Source organism: Thalassovita sp., from assembly GCF_963691685.1.
Lineage (GTDB): Bacteria > Pseudomonadota > Alphaproteobacteria > Rhodobacterales > Rhodobacteraceae > Thalassobius.
The window spans coordinates 2,339,550-2,359,730 of sequence record NZ_OY829290.1; the positions used below are offsets into that span (position 1 = coordinate 2,339,550).

The window sequence follows — 20,181 nt, forward strand, 5'->3', positions numbered from 1 at the left end:
GTGCCGTGTGGACCATTTCTTTACCCTTTGGTGAAATTCACAACCTAGAGGTGAGACATCTAAGTATTGGTTAACAAATCAGAATTGCCTCCATCATTGTTTCCAAAATGTGAACAACGCTGAAAGGCGCCGCACGCTGCTCGCGTCGCGCGCAACACCCCTAAAAGCTGTGATATGGCTGCCCGCCTTACCCCTGATTGGAGAGGGAACATGTGTGAATTAACGATTGCTTTGAAGACGTTAAAACGGCCACGCCTGCTGACCGCGGCGGCGCGGCACGGGCTGGGCCCCTATCGGCGCGAACGTCACCTCAGCCGAATATTGCGTCAGGACAGCCTCCCAGCGCCGCGAAAGGCGTTAACAAAACTACTGGATCTGGAAACAGAGATGAACGCGCGGCGGCAGCAGGCCCAAAATGACTACTGCATTGCCGATCATGTTGCGGTGCTGACCGCCCTCATGGCAGAGGCGCGCCTTTTGCAAAGCGCGCCCCCGAAGATGTCTCAGCGGTTGGAACCAGCCTAGATCAGCCGATCACATCCGGCATCGAGGCCTTTTTGTTGGCGATGTAGCTGCTCAGCGCCTCATTCACCGCCGGATCAATCGCCGGCTGCTGGTAATCGGCCAGCAGTTTCTCAACCCGTGCCGAGGCCAGCGCCATGGTGTCACGGCTGCCTTCTTCGGCCCAGGTTTCAAACGGTTTGTAATCCAACAGGTCCGAACGCCAGAAGGCGGTTTTGAAATTGGCCTGCGTATGGGCGCAGCCCAGATAGTGACCGCCCGGGCCGACCTCACGGATGGCGTCCATGGCTTGCGCGTTGTCGTCAATGGCAACGCCCTGCGCCATCTTGTGCAGCGCGCCCAGCTGATCGGCATCCATCACAAACTTCTCATATGACGCCGCAAGGCCACCTTCCAGCCAACCACAGGCGTGCAGCATGAAGTTCACACCGGCCAGCAGCCCCATATTCAGGCTGTTTGCGGTTTCATAGGCCGCCTGCGCGTCCGGCAGTTTGGAGCCACAGAAAGATCCCGCAGAACGATAGGGCAGCCCCAGGCGGCGGGCCAACTGGCCAGCGCCATAGGTGATCTGGCTGGCCTCAGGGGTGCCAAAGGTCGGCGCGCCCGAGTTCATATCGATCGAGGTCACAAAAGCCCCCATGATCACCGGCGCACCGGGACGGATCAACTGGCTGTAGGCAATGCCGGCCAGACCTTCGGCCAGAACCTGCGTCAGCGTGCCCGCAACCGAAACCGGTGCCATCGCCCCGCCCACAATGAAGGGCGAGATGATGCAGGCCTGATTGTTCTGCGCATAAACCTCAAGCGCGCCCATCATCACATCGTCGAAGGTCATCGGCGAGTTGATGTTGATGAGCGAGGTCATCACGGTGTTTTCCTGAACGAAGTCTTTGCCGAACAGGATCTCACACATCTCCACACTGTCCTGCGCCCGGCTGGGTTCGGTGACCGAACCCATGAACGGCTTGTCCGACAGGGTCATATGGGCGTGCAGCATGTCGAGGTGACGTTTGTTCACCGCAACATCCGTGGGTTCGCAGACGGTGCCGCCGGAATGGTGCAGCCATTTCGACATGTAGCCCAGCTTCACGAAGTTCTGGAAATCTTCCATTTTCGCGTAGCGACGGCCGCCTTTCGCGTCATGCACAAAGGGGGGGCCATAGACCGGCGCCAGCACCAGATTGTTGCCACCGATCACCACGTTCCGCTCAGGGTTGCGGGCGTGCTGGGTGAACTGCGACGGCGCGGTGGCGCAAAGTTTGCGCGCCAGACCTTTGGGGATGCGCACCCGTTCGCCCTGCACATCAGCACCGGCGTCGCGCCAGCGGTCCAATGCGGCGGGGTTGTTGACGAAGTTGACGCCAACCTCTTCCAGAATGGTTTCGGCGTTGGCCTCAATGATCTCCAGCGCTTCTTCGGTCAGAACCTCGAAGTTGGGGATATTACGCTCAATATATTTGGCGGTTTCAAACGATACCGCGCTGCGCGCTGCCCGACGGGCTGCACCGCCGCCACCTCTTGCTCTTCTGCGGGTTCCTGTTTCGGACATGACGCCCCCTCAAGTGCTGGTTCAAACGTTAGACAAAGATGTAACGCGCCCTGCCCGCCCCCTTGATGCCGGGAACGTCACCTAAGGCGCAAAAGCGACATTGCGGCGAATGAAACCCCGCGAAATCCGCATCTCATTCCAAAGCGCGACATATATCAGCGCCTTAAGCGCGGCAATTGTGCATTTGCAGCACGCGCCCCCTTGCGTCAGCGCCGCCTCTTACCTAATAGGCAAACATGACCCAGACATCACACGACCGCCTTCTCATCATCGACTTCGGCAGCCAGGTCACGCAGCTGATTGCACGGCGCCTGCGCGAGCTGAACGTCTATTGCGAAATCCACCCCTATCAGAATGTCACCATCGACTTTGTGCGCGAGATGGCGCCCAAGGCTGTGATCTTCTCCGGTGGGCCTGACAGCGTCACCCGTGAGGGCAGCCCGCGCGCGCCTGAAGGAATTTTTGAGCTGGGTGTGCCGATCCTTGGCATCTGCTACGGTCAGCAGGTGATGATGCACCAGTTGGGCGGCAAGGTCGAAAGTGGCCATGGCACCGCCGAATTTGGCCGCGCCTTTGTCACCCCTGAGAACAGCCTGGACATTCTGGATGGCTGGTTTGCCGAGGGCGACGAACAGGTCTGGATGAGCCACGGCGATCACGTCAGTGAAATCGCCCCGGGGTTTGAGGTCTACGGCACCTCCCCCAATGCGCCGTTCGCGATCACTGCGGACACCAAACGTCATTTCTACGCGGTTCAGTTCCACCCCGAGGTACACCACACCCCGAAGGGCGCAAAGCTGTATGAGAACTTCGTCAAACTGGCAGGTTTCTCGGGCGATTGGACCATGGGGGCCTACCGTCAGGAAATGATCGAAGACATCCGCGCGCAGGTTGGCGACAAAAAGGTCATCTGCGCCTTGTCTGGCGGCGTCGACAGCTCGGTCACCGGGATCCTGCTGCATGAGGCGATCGGCGATCAGCTGACCTGTGTGTTTGTTGACCACGGCCTGCTGCGCAAGGATGAGGCCAAAGAAGTCGTCGCCATGTTCCGCGACAACTACAATCTGAACCTGATCCACGCCGACGAAAGCGATCTGTTCCTTGGTGAGCTGGAGGGCGTCAGCGACCCCGAAACCAAGCGCAAGATCATCGGCAAGCTGTTCATCGACGTGTTCCAGAAATACGCCGACCAGATCGAAGGCGCCGAGTTCCTGGCGCAGGGCACCCTGTACCCGGACGTGATTGAATCGGTTTCCTTCTCCGGCGGTCCTTCGGTCACCATCAAATCGCACCACAATGTGGGCGGCCTGCCTGAGAAGATGGGCCTGAAACTGGTGGAACCGCTGCGTGGTCTGTTCAAGGATGAGGTCCGCGTGCTGGGCCGTGAGCTGGGCCTGCCGGCCAGCTTCATCGGCCGCCACCCCTTCCCCGGGCCGGGTCTGGCGATCCGCTGCCCTGGTGAGATCACCCGTGACAAGCTGGACATTCTGCGCGAAGCGGATGCGGTCTATATCGACCAGATCCGCAAACATGGCCTCTATGATGAGATCTGGCAGGCTTTCGCTGCCATCCTGCCGATGCGCACCGTTGGTGTGATGGGCGACGGGCGCACCTATGACTATGCGGTGGGCCTGCGCGCTGTGACCTCGGTCGATGGTATGACGGCGGATTATTACCCGTTCAGCCACGAATTCTTGGGCGAAACCATGACCCGCATCATCAATGAGGTGAAAGGCGTGAACCGCGTGTTCTACGACGTCACCTCAAAACCGCCGGGCACCATTGAGCTGGAGTAAGCAGCTCTAACACATTGGTTCAGAACTCAATTCGCAGGCGGCACCCCAACGGGCGCCGCCTGATTTCGTTCTGCAGCAGCGCCCAATCACAACATAAACCTTAGTTTAAAAGGCCCGGATTAGGCCCTGCGTTTAATTGCCAGCCCCCTCGGCGGATTTTTACGGTCGTGTTGTCCCCAGAGGAGCAAGCCCAGATGCCAACGTCGCCATTTTTCCCCCATGTCACCTATGCGTTCAACGCGGGCTTTGTGCGGCAGGGGCTGATCTCGATCTATTCGCTGCTGGTCGCGACCCACGGCAAAGTGACGGTGGTGGTGCACATCGATGCCCCCGCCGAGGAGTTGAGCCGCGGCATCAACGCGCTAAGTGCCCTGTTTCCCGATGCCCAGATCACCCAACACATTAACCCTGATCTGCCGCAGCAGGATCACCCACATCTGAAACATGGCCGCCCCTATACCCATTGGATGATGACGGCGCTGGCCTCAACCAAGGTCAAAACCCTCTACGTTGATGGCGACACGCTGTTTGTCGATGATCCGACGCCGCTTTACCATCTGGATCTTGATGGCAAGCTGCTGGCGGGCGTGCCCGACACGCCTTTTGAAATCCTGCACCATAAAATTGGTTTCTGGTCGCAGTTTGGCGCCCTTGGTGCAGCCTGCAGCAGGCCGTTCCGGCAGGTGATTGCCACCCAAAAACACGACCTGCAAATGGCGCGTTACATCAACGCAGGCCTTTTGCTGTTGGATATGCCCGCCCTGCGCCGGGCCGGCCTGGCAGAGCAGTTGGATGATTACAAATCCTACAGTCAGATCTACGACCAGAAAGGCTGGACCAATTACGATCAGGATTGGTTCAACTATCTGTTCGGCACCCAGCACGACGCTATTCAGCTGCTCTCGGCCCGTTGGAACCTACTGGCCAATCTGGCCAATATGGATCGCTTCTGGGCGATTTCTGTTCCCAGAAAGCTTCGCGCGGCCTACCGCCGGGCCCAGAACAATCCGGCGCTTTATCATTTTGCCGGCAGCGTCTTCAAACCCTGGCAAAGCCAGCCTCTGCAACGCCCGATGAGCCCCCTCCAAAAACGCGCGCTGGGGGCCTGGTATCAGGCGGCTATCACCTTTTCTGCAAAAACCGGGATGGACATTCCACCGATGATAGAGAAAATCAGCCGGATTGCAGAAAAGGAACGCCACAAATGGACCGCCACATTCGCCTGAGCCCACCTGCCAAAGGCCCCCGTCCGGGGCGGACGGCATGATCAGCCAGACCTTTGCTGCCATTTTGTGGATGTCAGGCGCGATTGTCTCGTTTTCGTCCATGGCCGTAGCGGGCCGCGCCATCAGTTTTGAACTCGATACCTTCGAGATCATGATGTACCGCAGCTTCGTCGGTTTTGCGATTGTACTGGTCGTGGCATCGGCGACGGGCCACTTGGGTGACGTGACCAAACGTCACTTAGGAACCCATGCCATTCGCAATCTCAGCCACTTCGCCGGACAGAACCTCTGGTTTTATGCGTTGACTGTGATCCCTTTGGCACAGGTCTTCGCGCTGGAGTTTACATCTCCGCTTTGGGCCATCGCCCTGTCTGCGATTGTGCTGGGGGAACGCATCACCCGGACACGTGGCATTGCTGCGCTGATCGGCTTCATCGGCATTCTGATCGTCGCCCGCCCTAGCCCGGACAGCCTTAATGTTGGCCAGTTGGCCGCCGCGCTTGCCGCCATTGGTTTTGCTGGCTCTGCCGTCTTCACCCGCAAGCTGACGCGCAGCGAAACCATCACCTGCATCCTGTTCTACCTAACGCTGATGCAGGCGGTTTTTGGTATCATCGCAGCAGGTTATGACGGCGATGTGGCGCTGCCCTCGGCCCAATCCGTGCCCTGGCTGGTACTGATTGCGGTCGCCGGGCTGGTCGCGCATTTCTGCCTGACAACAGCGCTGAAACTGGCGCCGGCCACGGTTGTCATGCCGATCGATTTCATTCGCCTGCCGCTGATCGCGGTGATCGGCATGCTGCTTTATGCCGAGGCATTGGACCCTTGGGTGTTCCTGGGCGCTGCGGTCATCTTTGGCGCGAACTACCTCAACATCCGTGCAGAAATGCCACGCAACTCAAAATAGATAATGCAAGGCTTCCTTCACAAACTGCGACAAGTTTACGCTGGGGCTGCGTTGACAGGCGGAATCTTGCTTGGCTATGCCTGACAGATGCACAAGTTTGTGAAGGGGAGGAATGCATGCAGCGTTATTTGGTAGGAGCCGCAGTACTGGCTCTGACGGCAGGAGCAGCACAGGCGGGCGGCCTAGATCGATCTCAACAAAGTGTTCTTTCGTTGTTTTCACCGGACAACACCTTTGACCTAAGTTTTGGTGTGGTCACACCAACCATTACCGGCAGCGATGCGCTGGGTACGGATTACGACGTTGGTGAAAGCTACACTCAGATCGGTCTGAGCTACACAAAGCAAATCAACGATCAGTTTGCACTGGCTCTGATCTTTGATCAGCCATTTGGCGCCGACATCAATTATGACAGCGATCCGCTGACCAGCACGCTGGGCGGCACCATGGCAGATCTGAACTCCAAAGCTTTCAGTGCTGTTGGTAAATATCAGCTAAACGACCGTGTCAGCGTATTCGGCGGTCTGCGCATTCAAGGTGTGGACGCGAAAGTGGCACTGAACGGCGTCGCCTATCGTAATGCTATCACCGTTGCCGGTGTCGCTGCTACGGTCTCGGGGCTGGATTCTTCTTTGCTCGCAGCCGCTTTGGGTGGTGATGTCACCGCCGCGACCGCAATCGACACCACCTATGGTCTCGGTACGACTGCTTCGCTTGGCGCTGCGGTTACCACGGCGCAGGGCACTTTTGCAGCGACCAACGGCTACAACTTTGAAATGGCCAATGACTATGCTGTTGGCTACACTTTGGGTGCGGCATACGAGATCCCGGACATCGCGCTTCGCCTCGCTGCGACCTACCATTCCGAAATTGAACATACCGCGGACACCACCGAGAGCCTTCTTGGATCTGCGACAAACAGCACCGTTACCTACGTGACCCCTCAGAGCTTCAACCTGGACTTCCAGACTGGCATCGCGGCGAACACCCTGCTGATGGCAAGCTATCGCTGGGCGGAGTATGAAAAAGTTGACGTTATCCCGACCGCGCTTGGTTCGGATCTGGTGAACCTTGGCAACAGCCAGCGCTATACCCTTGGGATCGGCCGTAAATTCACCGACAACTTCTCGGGTTCGATCACTCTGAGCTATGAGCCGGAAGGTGGAGACGATACTGTTTCGCCGCTGGGTCCGACCGATGGTCTGATGGGCATCACCATTGGTGGCAAATACACCAAAGGCAACACTTCGATCAGCGGTGGTATCAACTACACCAAGCTGGGCGATGCAGACGCAGGTGTCGCGGACACCGCAGTTGCCTCGTTCACCGACAACAGCGTAGTTGGCATCGGCTTCAAAATTTCGACCACTTTCTAAGACAGCATAGTCGGTCATCAAATTTCAGGCGGGGCAAATGCTCCGCCTGTTTTTGTTTTCGACGATCCTTAGCAAAGCTTCAAATCTTCGCCGCCTTTTTCAGCCGCTCATCCAGCGCTTTTTGGTAAGCCGCTTTTGCCGCCTCATCCACTTGGGCGCTTTTGGCGTAGTAGATGAACCCCAAAGCCTGACGCGACCGTGTGGGTGAGTTGTTGGCGCCGGCCCAATGCACCGTTTTGGCGTGATGCATCAGAAAGGTTCCGGCGGGGCCTGGGAAGCTGACTGTGTTGGCGTGATCTGCATCAGTACCAAAATCTGTCATCCCTTGTGAAAAACCCAACACTCCGCTCTGGCCATGATCGCGAAATCCGCCCTTATGGGATCCCCGCAGATAGTGGATGCAGCCGTTTTCTGCGTCGACCTCCTCCAGCGCCAGCCAACCGGTCACCGCCTCACAAGGGGTGAGGTGGAAAAACACGCCATCCTGATGCGGCGGGGTCGGCTGACCGATGCCCACGGGTTTGTTGAAATACTGCATGTTGATCGGCACCACCTCATCCTGCAGCACCTCTTCAGCGATCTGGCGGGCGGGTCCGTTCAGCATCATCTCAGCAAACCAGTCATCATAGTGAAACATCTGCTGCAGCTGTTTCAACGTGCTGCGATCGGCGCGGTCTTCATAGTAGACCTGCGCTTCGGGCATTTGCGGCACCTTTTCCCGCACAAACCGATCCAATTGACGCCGGATTTCAGCCACTTCGGGCGCAGAATACAACGCATCGACATGGACATATCCATCCCTGTCGAAGTCAGATTTCAGAGGTGCGGCGGTCTGTTTGGTGTCATTTTTCATCGCGGGGTTTCCTTTTCTATTCCCCTTCAGCCTATGTCCGCCAAAGCCCTTTCCCTATTGAGCAGATCGGCTAAGATATAGGAATTCCGATTGATACTGGGGAAGCTGTGGGCGCAGATCTGAACATATTGCGGCAGGATTTGGGGCGGTTTGACCGGCGGTTTGGCATTGGTCCGGCCTGTTGGCCGTTCTTTGACCTGTTGTGGATCCACAGCGGCAGTGTTCAGATCAGAATTGGTGAGGCGGATCTGACCCTGCGGGCCCCGGACGGGGTGTTGATCGCGCCGGATGTTGCTTTTGAGGGGCGCTCGCAGGGGGCCGATGCCTCGATTTGTCATTTCAACTGGGCAGCGCCGGATCTGGCTTTTCCGCAGGGGTTTCTGCGCCCCGGGCTGGTGGCGGGGGCCGATCTGCAATCGATGATCCGCCTGTTGCATAGGCACGCCGGGCAAAACGCATCGCTAGAGATCCGGCAACGCCTGTTGCGGGCTATACTGGATGGGTTTTCGCCACCTGCGGAAACCGATCCCCCCAGCCGCGTTGATCGCGCCTGGCAGGAGGCAAGGGAGAAGCTGGCCGAGATCCGCAGCCTACAGGACGTGGCCGCGCTGGCGGGCCTGTCAGAAAGCAGCTTCCGCGCCGAGCATCGGGCGCAACACGGCGCGCCTGCGGGGCGCCATTTACAAAGGTTAAGACTGCGGCATGCCGCGCGGCTGCTGACAACCACCGGGCTGACCTTGCCGGATGTTGCTACGCAGGTGGGCTTTGCCCACGCCGAAAGCCTGTCTGCCGCCTTCAGCCGTCACTATGGTCAATCGCCGGGGCGCTATCGTCGCGCCCATCGGCATCTGGCATGATCAGCCAACAATTTAGGTCAGCCGCAGAACGCAGCGAAATCCAAGATGCGACGTTGTTGACCGCACCTCTTGTGGGCTGCGCGCGGTGGCCCGGTAGCGGCGGCAATAGCTTGGCGCACAGAGGAAGGAGCCGCCTTTGGTGACATAGCTTTGCCCCGGCAGAACCGTTCGGCTGGGCGTGCAACAGGCGCCGGATTGCGCCTGGGAATGCCCGCTGCGATAGGGCGTCACGGTCCATTCCCACACATTGCCGATCATGTTGTAAAGGCCGTAACGGCTGGATTGCCCCTGCCTTGACGCACAGGAAAGAAACCGACCCTTCTTTCTGTTTTTATGAGGAAATTCACCGTGCCAGATGTTGGCCAACCGACGCCCGTTGGGCATCAATTGGTCGCCCCATGGATATTCGGTGGAGACCCCATCGCGGGCAGCTAATTCCCACTCTTTTTCCGTTGGCAGCGCCTTGCCCGCCCAGGCCGCATAGGCCATCGCATCATTGAGTGAGACCTGAACCACCGGATGATCCAAACGGCCCAGCAGGTCAGATCCCGGACCCTCTGGCTGATACCAGCAGGCCCCCGGCACAAAGCGCCACCATTGGCGAAAATCCCCCAAAGGCACCGGGCGATCCGTCATTGTGAACACCAGTCCGCCGGGTTCACGCGCTTCCGGTGGCAGATCGGGGGCTTCGCACGGTGGGATCGCCTTTTCAGCGTCGCTGACATAGCCGGTGTCTAGCACAAAGCGGCGGAATTCGGCGTTGGTGACCGTGGCCTCATCGATGGCAAAGGGGCGTACCTCGGCCATATGGGCCGGGGCCTCCTCGGGGTAGTGATGGTTACTGCCCATCTGGAAGGTGCCGCCTTTCAGCGCCACCATTCCCGCCGTCTTGATCATTCCCAGCCCTTTACAAATCCACGATCGCCATCAACGACACCCAGATCTTCCTTCAGATCCGCGCACTCCTGCACAAAGGCGGCAAGCTGATCCTGCAATGCTGCAAATTCTGCAGGCAGATCCGGCTGACCGTCATTTGTCAGGCAGCGCAATTCCTTTGGGTCGGTGGCGAGATCATAGGCCTCATCGCCATTGTCCGGGTCATTGATGTAGCTGCGGGTCTTGGTGCGGATCGCATGGGTCAGGCTGGGGTGACGTCCGGATTTGGGCATGCCGGAGGGCCAACTGGTGCCGATGAAGCCGTGATAGTCGCCGACCTGAGCAAAGACGGCCTCCCGAAGAGGCGCCTCATGCCCGTCCCGCACCCATGGCAGCAGCGAATGCCCCTGATTGCGCGGCGCGGTGATGCCCGCCATATCAAGGATGGTTGGGAACAGATCCACCGTACTAACCAAGTCCTCAATGCGGCGCGGTCCCGGTTCCGCCGCGCCGGCGGGCGGCACGATCACCATGGGGACGTGCAACAGACAGCCATATAGGGATTCCGATTTGTTAAAGAGCCCCTTCTCGCCGGTATAATCACCATGGTCCGAGCCCAGGATGATCCAGGTGTTTTCCAACAGCCCCTTTTCAGACAGCGCCTTATGCAGCCGCGCCATTTCATCATCGATGTAGCGGATCATGCCGTAATAAACCGCCAGCACTTTGCGAAAATCCACCTCGGATCCCAGGTCTGTGCCAACATCTGCACGGGCTTTGGCCTGCCAGGCGGGCAGATCAGCCGGATCACCTGCCTCAGGCAGGGTCAGGTTGTCAGGGTCATACATAGTGTCATAGGGGCGCGGCACGAAATAGGGCGGGTGCGGATCATCATAGGCCAGATGCAGGAAAAACGGCCGGCCCGTGGCCTCAGCCTGATCGAGCATGCGTAGCGCGCGATCGGTCAGCAGGGCCGAATTGCCATCCTTGGCCTCACAGTCAATTGCCCCCGAAGACCAGGCCACATCTTTGCGGCCCGATTTGATATGCGCGATCCAGCTGTCAAACAGCGGGCCGCGTTCGTGCATCGGCGCCTGTTCGTGCCAGCCGCGGCTGAGGTTCCGCTCAGGCTCATAATGGCCCAGAGCGGCGGTGTAATAGCCTGCACCCTGCAACAGCTCCGCCAGTTGCGGCAGGTTATAGGCCACGCGGTTTTGGTGACAGGTCGCGCCATGCACCTGCGGGAACATGCCCGTGTGCACCGAAGCGCGCGAGGGGGTGCAGATCGGCGCCGCCGCATAGGCCTGATCGAACACCCAGCCAAACGCGGCCAGGTGATCACAATAAGGCATCTCAATCTCAGTGTTGCCCATGAAGGACATCGCCGAGGCCTTGGCCTGATCGAACATCAGGTAGACGATATTGGGGCGCTGATCTGCCATCTGATCCCCCTACCCTTAGTCCAGCATCGCGGCCGCACCGCGATCCAACGACAGGTTGACCGACGCCATCCAGGCATCCAGTTCTTTCGCGGCCTCCACAGACACCGGTGAGAACGGCGCGCGCACCGAGCCAACCGGCACGCCCAGCTGGTTGAGGCAATGTTTCAGACCCGGCACAACTCCGGCCCGCAGCAGAATCGCGATGAAGTCATTGGCGATGCGCTGTGCCCGCCGGGCCCGGTCGACGTCGCCAGCGGCAATTGCGGTTTCAATGGACAGGTAGATGTCCCCGATCAGGTTATAGGTGGAACCGATGCCGCCATCTGCCCCAGCTGCTGCGGCGCCGATGAACATTTCATCCGTACCGAAGTAGAGTTTTTTCTCAGGCGCGGCTTTTTTCAACTCGCCAAACTGGAACAGGTCCTGCGCGGTGTATTTCACACCGGCAATCCGCGGATCTTCCATCAGTTCCAGCAGTTTGTCGGTCGACAGATCGGTGCCCGAAAGCGCCGGGATGTTGTAGATGATCAGCGGCAGGCCCGAGGCATCGGCGATCGCTTTGTAATAGGCGACGATGTCCTCATAGCGGTGTTTGTAATAATAGGGCGGCACGGCGGAAACTGCATCATAGCCCTTTTCGCCGGCCAGTTCTGCCAATGCCACCGCTTCGCGGGTGGAGGCGGCACCAACATGGGCGATCAGCGTGGTTTTACCCGCAGCATGGTCCGCCAGGGCTGTCAAAACCGCGGCCCGTTCTTCGCGTGATTGCAGCACGCTTTCCCCTGTGGAGCCCGAGGCATAGAGCCCGTGGACACCACGCGACAGGATATGGTCAACCAAAACTCCGACATTTTCCGGTGCTACATCCCCTTGGTCATTCATCGGGGTGAGCATGGCAGCAAAGACTGAACCGTTGATATCCATTACTTTTTCCTTGTTTTCACGGGTATTTGGTCACGAAACCACTTGGGATTCGGACCAAAATGCTTCATTCTCGACCTTATTGGTGGTCCGAAAATTATTTTTGGTCAACCAAAAAGTAAAAAGTAGACACCAAAATAGAATCGCGGCTAACCTTTGGCCACGAGGAGGACGCAATGGCTGAGGACATGACGGCTCAAGAAATCGCAAATCACCTGTCTTCGGAGGTGCATTCCGGCAAATTTGCCGCCGGGGAAATGCTGCCGCCGGAACGGGATCTCTGTGAACGCTTCGGCGTGGGTCGCAATGTTGTGCGTGAAGCTCTGACCATCCTGCATGGTCGTGGCCTCACCTCTCAGGAAAAGGGCAAACGCCCGCGTGTTGTCCTGCCGACCCTGACCACAGTTATGGAAGGGGTTGGTGAGGCGGCTCAGTTCTTCTTCTCGGGGAGCGAAGGTTTGGCCCATCTGGAACAGGCCCGCCTGTTTCTGGAAACCAGCATGCTGCGCTACACAACGGTGCATGCCACCAATGCGCAGATTGCCAAAATGCTCGAAGCAATCGAGGCCTGTGAAGCAGGTCTGGATGACGTCGAAGCCTTCCGCGATGCGGATGTTCAGTTTCACCGGGTCCTCGCAGAGGTGCCGGGAAATCCCATCTTCATCGCATTGCACGACACCTTTGTTGAGAAATTGATGAAGAACCGTGCGGTCCTGCCAGACTTCCCCGAACGCAACCGCGCCAGCAACGCAGAACACCGGGCCATCGTCTCGGCCATTCTGGATAAGAACGCCGATAAGGCTGTCGAAACGCTGACGCGTCACCTGACACGGAACTACGGCACCTATTTCCGCATCGCGCTTGAGCACGGTCCGGAGGCAGGTGCCCGACTGAAGTCTGCTATCCAAGAGGAGGAAGCACAATGAACAAGCTGTTTGGGATGGCCATCGCGGCCGCGGTTGGGATGACCTCAACCTTTGCCTATGCAGAGCGGGTGAACCAGCTGTCGGACGAACGGGTTCGCCAAGCCATCGCCTACGCCATCGACATGGACACCATCGTGGACACCCTGTTTGAAGGCAAAGCCATCGTTGCGGATTCGATGATCCCCAACGGCAGCTTTAAGGCCGAAGGTCTGAACGCCTATAGCTATGATCCTGACAAGGCCCGCGCCCTGCTGAAAGAGGCCGGCTGGGATGACAGCCAGGTTCTGGACGTTGTCTATTACTACGGGGATCAGCTGACCGCCGACCTGATGGTGGCGATGCAGGCTTACCTGGGTGACGTGGGCATTCAGATGACCTACCGCAAACTGGAAGGTGACGTGGGTGGCCAGCTGAACAAGCTGCCGACCGCCGAAGACACCTCGGGCATCGAATGGGACATCGCTTATGGGGCCAAGGCGGCGCTGGCGCTACAGGAATACTACAACGGCTACAAATCCGGCAGCAGCTCTTATGCGCCCGGCGATGCAGACCGTGACGCGCTGATCGCGCGCATCAATGCCTCGGCCGATCCGGCTGTGCAGCAGGACGCCTTCAAAGATTTTGAGCGTTTTGAAAACACCAAACTGTCGGACATTCCGCTCTACTACCAGCAGCTGTTCATCTATGAATCGGCCCGCATGAACCGCAACGGCGGCCAGTATGGCAATGACCAGTTCAACTACGACTGGGGCATCACCAATTGGACTGTGGAACCTGACGCCAACGGCAAAGAGGTGCTCTACACCAACACCGCACCGGCGCAGTTCTTTGAGCATCCCTGGCTGAACCCGGGCATCTATGTCTTCTCAAAAATCGGTCTGGACCGTCTGCTGACCGCCAACGGCTCGCTGGCCCCAACCGGTGGTCAACTGGCCGAAGACTACTCGGTCTCTGACGATGGTCTGACCGTGACCTTCGACCTGAAGGACGGGCTGACCTGGCATGACGGCGCGCCGCTGACCGCCGAAGATGTTCTGTGGTCGATTGAGACCGCCAAGAAAGTTCCGGGCATCAACGCTGTGTTCCAGTCGACCTTTGAGGCGATTGAGAGCATGTCGGTCGAAGGCGACGTGATCACCCTGAACATGAGCCAGCTGGACCCGAACGTCTTCTTGACCTTCAGCCAGTTTGCACCGCTGCCCAAGCACCTGCTGGGTGACGTGAACCCGGCTGAGTTCCAGCAGCATCCGTTCTGGCAGAACCCGGTTGGGTCGGGCCCCTATAAGATCGCCGAAGTGCAGATGAACGACTATGTGCGCTTTGTGCCTTTCGCGGGCTATCACGGCGGCGAAGCCAACATCGATGAGATCGTGGCCTTCCCCAGCGGTGAAAACGACGGCAACGTTGTGACCAACGCCGCCTCGGGTCGTCTGGACTTTGGTTTCACCAAATCGGTGGCCGATGTGGCCTCGCTGGAAGCGATGGATCACATGCGGATCGTCCCTGCGGACATCCCCTACACCCGTTCGCTGCGCATGAACGCCTTCCCGAAGGCCGCCAGCAAGTAAGCTAGCCTAAACAGACCTCACCTCGCAGCCCCTCACGGGGGGCTGCGAGACACTCTGACCAAGAGCACCCCTCATGCTGACATTTATTATCCGCAGGTTGCTGATCACCATCCCGATGATGCTGGTCATCAGTTTTCTTGTGTATCTGGGCCTTGAACTGACGCCCGGTGACGCCGTCTCTCATATGATCGATCCCGAAGCCGCCGCCCGGATGACGGAGGAACAGTTTGCCGAAATGCGCGAAGCGCTGGGGCTGAACAAGACCTTCCTGGAACGCTATTGGATCTGGCTGACCAATGTGGTGCAGGGCAACTTTGGCCACTCACTGTCAGGTGGCGTTGCGATCTCGACCATCGTGCTGGACCGCCTGCCTGCGACGCTAGAACTGTCGGTCTTTGCGCTGGTGTTCTCGACCCTGATCGGCTGTGTGCTGGGCACCCTTTCGGCGCTGCGTCGCGGCTCGGGCACCGACAACGCGCTCACCGTTGTTGGCATGCTGGGTGTGTCGATCCCTGAGTTTTTCTTTGGCCTTGTTGCCATCCTGATTTTCGCCCTGAACCTGGGCTGGCTGCCCGCCGGTGGCCGTTTGTTGCCGGGCTATGAGACGATCTTTGACCGCCTGCCCCACATCGTACTGCCGGGCATCGTGCTGTCGCTAATGATGACCGCCGGCGTGATGCGCTATGCGCGCTCGTCCATGCTGGACAGCCTCAGCCGCGAATTTATCCGCACCGCCCGCGCCAAGGGTCTGCCGGCCTGGCGCATCAACCTGATCCACGGTTTCCGTGTGGCGCTGACCCCCGTAGTCGTGCTGATCGGTTTCCGCCTGCCCACCCTGATCGGCGGTTCGGTCATCATCGAACAGGTCTTCCAGTGGCCCGGCATCGGGTCCGAGTTCATCGGCGCCGTGCGCGGATCGGACTACCCGCTGGTGATGATGATTGCGCTGCTGTCGGTCTTTGCCGTGCTGATGGCCAGCCTGATCGTCGACGTGCTGACCGCGCTGATTGACCCACGCGTGCGACTGGGCTGAGGCGGAGGATAGAGACATGAAACAAACCGCTCTTGATAAGAAATTCGACAAGATCCGCGCCATGGAAGAGGCCGGGCAGCTGAAGCCCGCCAAAGGCAGCCGCGTCCTGCGCAAGCTGATGGCGAACCGTCTGGCGATGGTGGGGCTGGTGATCTTCTCGGTGATCCTGCTGATGTCGATCTTCGCGCCGCTGCTCACGGAACATGACCCGCAGAAAATCAACCTGCGCGCCATGCTGAAACCGCCCAGCTGGGACCACCTGCTTGGCACCGACCGCACTGGCCGTGATGTTTTCGCCCGGATCCTTTACGGTGGCCGCATCTCGATCCTTGTCGGTCTTGGCTCTGCCCTGATGGCGGCGGTGATTGGCGTCGGGATTGGCTGTTACACCGGCTACAAAGGCGGCTGGATTGATACGCTGGCGCTGCGGATTTCGGAAATCTTCATGTCCTTCCCGCAGATCATTCTGGTGCTGCTCCTGGTATCGATCGCAGGCCAAAGCCTGATGAACCTGATCATCATCTTTGTGCTGACTGGCTGGGCGCCGATGTACCGGATGGCGCGGGCCAAGATGCTGTCCTTACGCGAAGAGGAATACGTGCAAGCGCTGCGCAGCTTCGGCGTGCCGACGGTCAAGATCTGCTACAAACACATCCTGCCCAACGCCCTTGGCCCGATCATGGTGAACATCACCCTGTCGACCGCCATGTTCATTCTGGCCGAAGCGGGGCTCAGCTTCCTTGGCCTGGGCGTGCCGCTGTCGGTGCCGACATGGGGCAACATCCTGAACGTGGCGCAGGATCTGCGCGTGCTGCAGAACAACTGGTGGCTCTGGCTGCCGGTGGGGAGCGTGATCTCGCTCTTTGTTCTGAGTGTGAACTTCATTGGTGACGGTCTGCGCGACTCCACCGATCCGACTTTGCAAGGGTAAGCGACATGACTGATCTCGCCCTCTCCGTGAAGGATCTTCAGACCTTCTTTTACACCAACAACCGCTGCAACAAGGCGCTCAACGGCGTGTCCTTTGACATCCGCAAAGGCAAAACACTGGGCATCGTGGGCGAAAGTGGCTGCGGTAAATCCGTCACCGCCTCCTCGATCATGCAGCTTCTGCCGCGGCTCAGCCGGATCGAACAGGGATCGATCACCTATCACTCTGAGGCTGAGGGCGAAATTCGCATCGATCAGCTGGAACGTGACGGCGCTGAGATGCGGCGGCTGCGTGGCGATGACATCGCAATGATCTTTCAGGATCCGATGACCGCGTTGAACCCGGTTTACACCGTCGGCTTCCAGATCGCTGAGGCGCTGCAATACCACACAGACCTAAGCCCCAATGCGCGGGGCGAAAAGGTGGTGGATCTGCTAAAGGACATGGGCATCCCGATGCCGGAAAAACGCGCCAAGGAATTCCCGCACAACTATTCTGGCGGGATGCGGCAGCGGGCGATGATTGCCATGGCCATGTCCTGCGCCCCGAAAATCCTGATCGCGGATGAGCCGACAACAGCGCTGGACGTGACCATTCAGGCGCAGATCTTCCGGCTGATGAACCAGCTGAAAGAGGAGCACGGCACCGCCATCATGCTGATCACCCATGATATGGGGGTGATTGCCGAATTGGCCGATGATGTGGCCGTCATGTACATGGGCAACATCGTCGAAGCGGGCACCGTGGATGAGGTGCTGCGCACCCCGCGCCACCCCTATACCCGCGCCCTGCTGGATTCTGTGCCCGTCCTGGGCCGCGGTAAGGATCAGGACATCAAATCGATCCGCGGCGCCACGCCGGATCCTTATGAACGCCCCCCCGGCTGCCAGTTTGAACCGCGCTGTGACTATGCCACCGCCGCCTGCCAGCAGCCCCAATCCGAAGACTATATCACCAACACCCACCGTGTGATGTGCCACCGTTACAAGGAGATCTTTGACAATGTCTGAGGCTCAGGACCATCAGGAAAACATCCTGTCGCTGCGCGGGGTACAAACGTGGTTTGGCGTGCGCTCCGGCCTGTTCAAACGCGTCACCGGCCATGTAAAGGCCGTGGATGGCATCAACCTGGATGTGAAACGCGGTGAGGTGCTGGGGCTGGTGGGGGAATCCGGCTGCGGCAAGACCACGTTGGGCAAATCGATCCTGCAACTGGTGCGCCCCACAGGGGGGGAGATCACCTACCACGGCGCCGAAGGTGACGTGCAGCTGCGCGGCTTGCCTGACAGCGAAATGGTCAACTATCGCAAGAAGTTACAGATCGTTTTTCAGGATCCGCATTCCTCGCTCAATCCGGCGTTTACCATCTTTGGCTCGCTTGAGGATCCGCTGAAACGCTACGGGGTGAAATCCAAGGCGGAGCGGCGCAAGATCATTGGCGATCTGCTGGAGGCGGTGAACCTCAGACGCGATTATATGGATCGCTATCCGCATGAGTTCTCTGGCGGTCAGCGACAGCGGATCGGCATTGCCCGGGCGCTCTGTATTGATCCGGAACTGGTGGTCTGTGATGAGGCGGTTTCGGCGCTGGATGTCTCCATTCAGGCGCAGGTGCTGAAGCTGCTGATGGACCTCAAGAAGGAACGCAACCTCACCTATATCTTCATCACCCATGACCTCAGCGTGACTGAATATATCTGCGACCGTATCGCGGTGATGTACTTGGGCCGCATCGTGGAACTGGCACGCACCGAAGATATCTATGCCGACACGCTGCACCCCTACACGCAGGCGCTGCTGTCGGCGATCCCGGTGGCGGATCTGGACAAAAAGACCGAGCGGATCGTGCTGGAAGGCGACGTTCCGTCGCCGATGAACCCACCCAAGGGCTGCCCGTTCAACCCGCGCTGCCGCTTTGCCACTGACACCTGCCGCAGCGAGGTGCCGGAATTGAAAGAATACGATCGGGGCGGCACCCCACATTTCGCCGCCTGCCACTATGCAGGGGAATTGGCTGAGGCCTAAGCCACAGCCCCCCGAAATACCAAAAAGGTTTTATCGGCACCCGCTGGCCGGGGGCGCGGTCGCTTGCGGCCGCACTCTCCCGATCCCTGCGGTTCAGCGGGCGCCACTTAAGTGAGGAATTTAGATTAACCACTTGCAAACTAAGGAGGATATTATGTTTGCAAATTTGAAGAGCGGGGTTGCTGCAACAACCCTCTCCCTTCTCGCCACCGGCGCCATGGCTGACAGCTGGCCCGATCTGCCCACTGCGATCAAAAACGGCGTGTCCGGCCAATCCGGCACCACGGCGGTGATCGGCCTCGGCTCCGGCGGCGATGCGCTGTTTTCGATGGATCTGGCAGATCCCGGCGCTGGCTGGCAGGCCCTGGCCAGCTTCCCCGGTCCGGTGCCCTCTGGCGCGGCTTCGGCGCTGGTCGGTGGCAATCTCTACGTTTTCTCCGGCTCAGGCAAGGTCAATGCCGATGACGTGGCGCCGATCATTTTCACCGATGTGCATGCCTATGATCTGGCCACCAACAGCTGGGCCAAGCTGGACACCCAAACGCCGGCTGGATTGCTGGGCGCAACGGGGTACGCGCTGGATGACGATCGGATTGCTATCTTTGGCGGCTACAACAAAGAGCTGTTTGATCAATATCTGAACGACGTTCTGACCACCGACAAAGAGGCAGAGCCGGAGAAGTGGCAAAAGATCGTTGATGACTATATGGGGATGGAACCTGGCGATTATCGCTGGAATTCCAAGACCTTGGTCTACACTATTTCCACCAATTCATGGTCCGATCTGGGGGACAATCCCTATCTGCCCAACACCGGTGCCGCCCTTGTCGAAAGCGGCGATGATATCCTGCTGATCAATGGCGAGATCAAGCCGGGCCTGCGCACGCCGCAGATCAAACAGGTCTCCTTCAGCGGCGATACCGCCAGCTGGCAACAGGTGGCCCCGATCCCAACAAAGGCGGGCGATGATCTGTCCGAAGGTCTGGCCGCGCCCTATGCGGGCTGGTCCAACGGCGCATTGATCGTGGCCGGTGGCGCCAACTTCCCCGGTGCGCGGGCCAATGCCTTTGCCGGTCAGTGGTTCAGCCATCAAGGCCTGACGAAAACCTGGAATGATGATGTTTACGTGCGCCTGAACGGGGCCTGGAAACAGGTAAACGACCTGCACGAGGGTCTGGCCTATGGCGCCACTTTCACCACGGATGATGGTCTGCTGGTTGTCGGCGGCGAAGGCGGTGACCGCAAAGCCCGCGCCGATAGCTTCCTGATCAGTTGGGACGGCGAAAAGGTGAACTTCACCGACTAAACATATATTCCTAAACGAAATTGCGTCGGCCGTCTCATGGCCGACGCGGGTTAAGAGGTGCGCACCT

The 20,181-nt window shown here is 58.9% G+C and carries 18 protein-coding genes; 13 read left to right on the top strand and 5 right to left on the bottom strand.

Going from position 1 to position 20,181, the window contains the following annotated elements:
• Positions 1-210: 210 nt before the first annotated feature.
• Complete coding sequence (locus ACORLH_RS11400; protein WP_321828540.1) at positions 211-525, top strand: DUF6477 family protein; 315 nt, start codon at positions 211-213, stop codon at positions 523-525.
• A gap of 1 nt (position 526) precedes the next feature.
• On the opposite strand, the gene ACORLH_RS11405 is transcribed toward ACORLH_RS11400, so the two are convergent.
• Positions 527-2,071, bottom strand: a complete 1,545-nt coding sequence (locus ACORLH_RS11405; RefSeq protein WP_321828541.1) for a trimethylamine methyltransferase family protein — start codon at positions 2,069-2,071, stop codon at positions 527-529.
• A 236-nt stretch (positions 2,072-2,307) separates the two neighbouring features.
• On the opposite strand from ACORLH_RS11405, the gene guaA reads away from it, so the two are divergent.
• The 4 genes from guaA (at position 2,308) to ACORLH_RS11425 (ending at position 7,376) form a co-directional block, all read left to right on the top strand.
• On the top strand, positions 2,308-3,867 hold the full coding sequence (guaA, locus tag ACORLH_RS11410) for a glutamine-hydrolyzing GMP synthase (protein WP_321828542.1): 1,560 nt from the start codon (positions 2,308-2,310) through the stop codon (positions 3,865-3,867).
• Between the two features lie 194 nt (positions 3,868-4,061).
• Complete coding sequence (locus ACORLH_RS11415) at positions 4,062-5,093, top strand: glycosyltransferase family 8 protein (RefSeq protein WP_321828543.1); 1,032 nt, start codon at positions 4,062-4,064, stop codon at positions 5,091-5,093.
• Between the two features lie 37 nt (positions 5,094-5,130).
• Complete coding sequence (locus ACORLH_RS11420) at positions 5,131-6,000, top strand: DMT family transporter (RefSeq protein WP_321828544.1); 870 nt, start codon at positions 5,131-5,133, stop codon at positions 5,998-6,000.
• A gap of 116 nt (positions 6,001-6,116) precedes the next feature.
• Complete coding sequence (locus ACORLH_RS11425; protein WP_321828545.1) at positions 6,117-7,376, top strand: outer membrane protein transport protein; 1,260 nt, start codon at positions 6,117-6,119, stop codon at positions 7,374-7,376.
• A gap of 79 nt (positions 7,377-7,455) precedes the next feature.
• On the opposite strand, the gene ACORLH_RS11430 is transcribed toward ACORLH_RS11425, so the two are convergent.
• Entirely contained in the window at positions 7,456-8,229 is a 774-nt protein-coding gene (locus ACORLH_RS11430) for a phytanoyl-CoA dioxygenase family protein (RefSeq protein WP_321828546.1), read from the bottom strand.
• A 107-nt stretch (positions 8,230-8,336) separates the two neighbouring features.
• Here ACORLH_RS11430 and ACORLH_RS11435 point away from each other — a divergent pair, with 107 nt between their 5' ends.
• Positions 8,337-9,086, top strand: a complete 750-nt coding sequence (locus tag ACORLH_RS11435) for a helix-turn-helix domain-containing protein (RefSeq protein WP_321828547.1) — start codon at positions 8,337-8,339, stop codon at positions 9,084-9,086.
• Between the two features lie 12 nt (positions 9,087-9,098).
• On the opposite strand, the gene ACORLH_RS11440 is transcribed toward ACORLH_RS11435, so the two are convergent.
• From ACORLH_RS11440 to ACORLH_RS11450, 3 genes are read right to left on the bottom strand one after another with little or no spacing between them, the layout of a single operon-like run.
• A complete protein-coding gene (locus tag ACORLH_RS11440) occupies positions 9,099-9,983 on the bottom strand; it encodes a formylglycine-generating enzyme family protein (RefSeq protein ID WP_321828548.1) in 885 nt (294 codons plus the stop codon).
• Positions 9,980-11,404 (bottom strand): sulfatase, encoded by a 1,425-nt coding sequence (locus tag ACORLH_RS11445; RefSeq protein ID WP_321828549.1) that lies wholly within the window; start codon positions 11,402-11,404, stop codon positions 9,980-9,982. Before ACORLH_RS11445 ends, ACORLH_RS11440 begins: the two co-directional genes overlap by 4 nt.
• Positions 11,405-11,419: 15 nt before the next feature.
• Positions 11,420-12,328, bottom strand: coding sequence for an N-acetylneuraminate lyase (locus tag ACORLH_RS11450; RefSeq protein ID WP_321828550.1), 909 nt, complete (start codon positions 12,326-12,328; stop codon positions 11,420-11,422).
• 173 nt (positions 12,329-12,501) lie between these two features.
• Between ACORLH_RS11450 and ACORLH_RS11455 the strand changes: the two genes are divergently transcribed.
• The 7 genes from ACORLH_RS11455 to ACORLH_RS11485 all read left to right on the top strand — a co-directional run bounded on the left by ACORLH_RS11455 (position 12,502) and on the right by ACORLH_RS11485 (position 20,114).
• Positions 12,502-13,251 carry an FCD domain-containing protein gene (locus tag ACORLH_RS11455; protein ID WP_058243700.1) on the top strand — a complete coding sequence of 250 codons (750 nt, stop codon included), beginning with the start codon at positions 12,502-12,504 and terminating at the stop codon, positions 13,249-13,251.
• Positions 13,248-14,819, top strand: coding sequence for an ABC transporter substrate-binding protein (locus tag ACORLH_RS11460; RefSeq protein WP_321828551.1), 1,572 nt, complete (start codon positions 13,248-13,250; stop codon positions 14,817-14,819). Before ACORLH_RS11455 ends, ACORLH_RS11460 begins: the two co-directional genes overlap by 4 nt.
• 73 nt (positions 14,820-14,892) lie before the next feature.
• Complete coding sequence (locus ACORLH_RS11465) at positions 14,893-15,852, top strand: ABC transporter permease (protein WP_321828552.1); 960 nt, start codon at positions 14,893-14,895, stop codon at positions 15,850-15,852.
• A 16-nt stretch (positions 15,853-15,868) separates the two neighbouring features.
• On the top strand, positions 15,869-16,783 hold the full coding sequence (locus ACORLH_RS11470; protein WP_321828553.1) for an ABC transporter permease: 915 nt from the start codon (positions 15,869-15,871) through the stop codon (positions 16,781-16,783).
• A gap of 5 nt (positions 16,784-16,788) precedes the next feature.
• On the top strand, positions 16,789-17,793 hold the full coding sequence (locus tag ACORLH_RS11475) for an ABC transporter ATP-binding protein (protein ID WP_321828554.1): 1,005 nt from the start codon (positions 16,789-16,791) through the stop codon (positions 17,791-17,793).
• Entirely contained in the window at positions 17,786-18,808 is a 1,023-nt protein-coding gene (locus tag ACORLH_RS11480; protein ID WP_321828555.1) for an ABC transporter ATP-binding protein, read from the top strand. Before ACORLH_RS11475 ends, ACORLH_RS11480 begins: the two co-directional genes overlap by 8 nt.
• A gap of 154 nt (positions 18,809-18,962) precedes the next feature.
• Positions 18,963-20,114 (top strand): N-acetylneuraminate epimerase, encoded by a 1,152-nt coding sequence (locus ACORLH_RS11485; RefSeq protein WP_321828556.1) that lies wholly within the window; start codon positions 18,963-18,965, stop codon positions 20,112-20,114.
• Positions 20,115-20,181: the final 67 nt, after the last annotated feature.